Raw genomic sequence first — 3591 nt, 5'->3', positions numbered from 1 at the left:
ACCTACGCAATGAATATCATCTCTGGGAGCCGGATGTGGGAAAACTACAAGTCCGGTTCTGCAGGGGTTTCATGGCAATGAATTACTTTATTTGAAAGGAAATAAAAGTCATGTCTCTACCTACCAGCTTAAGAGATCAGCTGTTAAAAGCAGGGCTCGTTTCAAAAAAACAAGCCCAGAAAGTCGAAGCCTCAAATCGGAAACAAGGCCACGATTCCAAAAAGAACAAAGAACTTGCAGATGCTTTGCAAGCAGAAAAGCAACAAGAGCTAGATAAAATTGAAGATGAAAAAAATAAAAGAAAAGAGATAGATAAAGAGCTAAACAAACAAAGAGACTTGTTAATACAACAAAGAGAAACTTATTATCGAGCAAGACAAATTTTGAACAGCAATTGTTTAAACGCTTCCAATGCTACAGAAAGTTATTTTTTTGAAGAAAATAATAAAGTAAGAAAAGTAATGGTAACAGCTTGGCAAAGAGAAATGCTAGCTCGAGGGAAAATGGGAATTGGCAGAATGCAAGATGAAGTGGATGAATTTTATATTATTCCTTTATTTGCAGCAAAAATTATTCAAGAAATTACTCCGCAAAGGTTATTAACTCTTCATTCCGAGTTAGAGGACTCAGAAGAAATTGATTTCTATTAAAATGATTTAGAAAGTAGCTTCATTTTTTAAACTATGTATACTTATGTCAAATATTTTGGAGTACAAATCAAATGCAAGGAGAGAAAACAATGAAGTCAAATAATGTAAAGATAATCGGTTTTTTTGTAGGGGGTCTTATTCTTGGGGCTTTAGCAGCAACAGGTATTATGATTTCAAAAAATAATAAAAAAGCAGTTGATTTGACTTCTGCTTTAGGAAAACAATTTATAGTAGTTGATGGTAAAACATGGGATTCTGGTGTGTTACCTGGTGATTCCGCAATGGATTATTTTACTTTGCAAAGTAACATTTATAATGCAGAAAAAAACTTTGCAGGACAAACTGCTGTTCGTATTGCCCTTGCTAATGATGTTGGCAAAAAAGTAACTGCAACAGAACTGCCAAAACTTGAAGAATTGTTACCTATTGCCAATGTTTCAGATGAAGAAGCCAAAAAATATTATGACAAAGTTGTAAATCAAATGGGACCTGGTTTTTTTGGAAACCAACCCTTTGACAAAATTAAAACCCAGCTTCAAATGCAAATGTCACAACAAAAAGCGGGTGAAACAGTTATGCGTAAGTTGCAAGAATTAGAGGCAGGAGGAAGAATAAAAATACTTTTGACACCGCCTTTGTCTCCTGCTGTTAACTTAGATTTAACTGGTTATCCTGTTAGAGGTAACAAAGATTCTAATATTGTTCTAGTTGAAGTAGCCGATTATCTCTGTGCACATTGTAGAGAGTCAGAACCTATTATGGAAAAAATTGTAAAAGAGTTTTCTTCAAAAGTTAAATTTGTCAACATTGCATATCCATTATCACCTCAGGGATTAAGTGGTTCATTAGTTCGTGGTGCTTATTGTGCAACGAAACAAGGTGAAAATTTATTTTGGGATTATCATATAAAAGCATTTCAAGTTCCTTATGCAAAAGCAAATCCTGCTGCTGGAGTGGATCCTATAAAAGCATTTAATGATGTTGCAATCGAAGTTGCTCAATCTGCAAAATTAGATATCAATGCTTTTTCAGCATGTCTAACTTCAAATGAATCGAATGTGTATATTCAAAAAGTACAAGGACAATTTAATGCATCTACGGGATTTAAGGGAACACCAACATTTTATTTAAATGGAAGATTGATAGAGGTAAATCCTCAGCAACTTGAATCTACTTTAAAAACAGCTTTAAATTAATTGTGTCGTTTATTTTTTTTTAAGAACCTTTAAGGGGGAAAATGTGAAGGCTCCAGCTCGTATCCTAATTGTTTCTACTTTGATTACTCTTTTTGTCGTTTTTATCGTTCTTTATAGATACGATCTTTTGAAGTTTAATAAAGGATCAAATGAAACGATTGCCGAAAATGCAGCCGCTCCGGTTGTGATGGAGTCCGAGGTTGCAAATGCGGCTCCTTCAAAAGGACCAACGGCAGAGCAACTTGCAAATGGGAAAAAACTTTACGAACAAGCAACTTGTACTCTTTGTCACGGTGCTTCAGGAAAAGCAGATAATCCTACAGGACAAGCAATGAAAGCGACTAATTTAACCACGGGTCAATTCAAGCATAACAAGAACAATCTTCCTGCTGTAAAATACATTGCTAAAGTAATTGAAGAAGGGGTTGCAGGAACAGGAATGGCTAGTTTCAAGACTCAAGTTCCAAATGAAAAAGATAGATTGGATTTAGCGGAATATGTTCATTCTTTAGTTGGGAAAAAATAATTTTTAGCTATCGAATTTTTCGGTTCTTTCAGGAACATATGCAGTTGAGTTACACTTTTCTAATGTTTCAATTGCAAAATCTCTTGTTTCATCATTAAAGTATTTAAATTCAACTCCAGCGCAATATTCTCCATTTGTATTGCTATTTCCGTTCCATAGAACTTCACCAATTCCTATTATTTTTTTGCCATTTAAAAATGTAATATCTATTTGAATAAATATACATGCTTCAAGAAGATCTTTGCCTGTTGGTATTAAAGCTCCACCACGTCCCATTAAAAAAGGTGTTTTTTCATTTGGGTCTTGATTGATTTTTATTTCTGTTTCTATTTGTGAAGTTGGTTTTAGGGCATAACGTTCTTTTGTAGGAGAGCATAACCATTCTAAATTTTTTATTAAATCGGGAAGGTCAAAAGGTTTAGAAATAAGGCCTTCCGCACCATGCGCATGAATTTCTTCACGTGTGACATCTGAAAATGCGGTTATAAAAAGAAAAATGGGCTTTCTCAAATTTAATTTTTTTGTTTCGTCAAGAAACTCGATCCCATTTCCACCAGGCATACGGACATCGCTTATGATTAAATCAACTTTTTCTGATTTAACAATATGAATGCCCTCTTTTCCGTTTTTAGCTTCACGTGTTTTTGTATCAATAGATTGAAGCTCAGAAACCAGCATTTCTCTTAAATCAGGCTCATCATCGACAACAAGTACCAGATGATCCTTCAAATAAGTCATAGTTTTGCTCCAATAAATTGTTACTTTTATACCTGCTATAAACATTATCGTTTTAATATCTAGCAATACAAAATTCTTGTGTTGAAAAACCGACAGTCTAACTAAAAATAATTTAATAGAACCGATACTAACTAAGGTATTTCTAACTTGTTTAAACTTGAAGAGGATAAAAAAAGTGAGTGAATCTCCTCAAAAAAATAATATTACACATGAGGAGCTTATATCAGACATTGAAGGATATAAAAGTTTAGCAAAAATCCTTTTAGAACGTACTGGTATTTATATGGATTCAAGTGATAAAAATTTTTCATTGATGTCAAATAGAATGCATCGTGTATTAAAGAAACACGACTGTAACTCTTATAAAGACTATATAAAATTAATTGAATCTGGTGTCACAGATATTATGAATGAGTTTTTAGAGGTGTTAACGACAAATACAACTCATTTTTTTAGAGAAAATGAACATTTTTCTTTTTTA

At 33.3% G+C, this 3591-nt stretch carries 4 protein-coding genes and 1 pseudogene; 4 read left to right on the top strand and 1 reads right to left on the bottom strand.

Annotated elements, in window-relative coordinates; genetic code table 11:
* The first annotated feature begins 110 nt into the window (after window positions 1-110).
* From ACIQ56_RS15630 to ACIQ56_RS15620, 3 genes are all read left to right on the top strand, one after another.
* A complete protein-coding gene (locus ACIQ56_RS15630) occupies window positions 111-650 on the top strand; it encodes a DUF2058 family protein (RefSeq protein ID WP_397601970.1) in 540 nt (179 codons plus the stop codon).
* Window positions 651-739: 89 nt separating this feature from the next.
* Window positions 740-1846, top strand: a complete 1107-nt coding sequence (locus ACIQ56_RS15625; RefSeq protein WP_397601969.1) for a DsbA family protein — start codon at window positions 740-742, stop codon at window positions 1844-1846.
* Window positions 1847-1889: 43 nt separating this feature from the next.
* The gene (locus tag ACIQ56_RS15620) at window positions 1890-2372 is read left to right on the top strand and encodes a c-type cytochrome (RefSeq protein WP_397601968.1); all 483 of its coding nucleotides are present in this window, start codon (window positions 1890-1892) and stop codon (window positions 2370-2372) included.
* Between the two features lie 3 nt (window positions 2373-2375).
* Here the strand turns inward: ACIQ56_RS15620 and ACIQ56_RS15615 are convergent, their stop codons facing one another.
* Window positions 2376-3110, bottom strand: coding sequence for a response regulator (locus ACIQ56_RS15615; protein WP_397601967.1), 735 nt, complete (start codon window positions 3108-3110; stop codon window positions 2376-2378).
* Window positions 3111-3285: 175 nt separating this feature from the next.
* Here ACIQ56_RS15615 and ACIQ56_RS15610 point away from each other — a divergent pair.
* A pseudogene (locus ACIQ56_RS15610) lies at window positions 3286-3591 on the top strand (hypothetical protein); the annotation flags it as partial.

Source organism: Silvanigrella sp., from assembly GCF_044369315.1.
In the GTDB taxonomy this organism is placed as follows: Bacteria; Bdellovibrionota_B; Oligoflexia; order Silvanigrellales; family Silvanigrellaceae; genus Silvanigrella.
The sequence above is the reverse complement of the archived record's forward strand: the minus strand, read 5'-3'. Positions and strand labels throughout refer to the sequence as shown.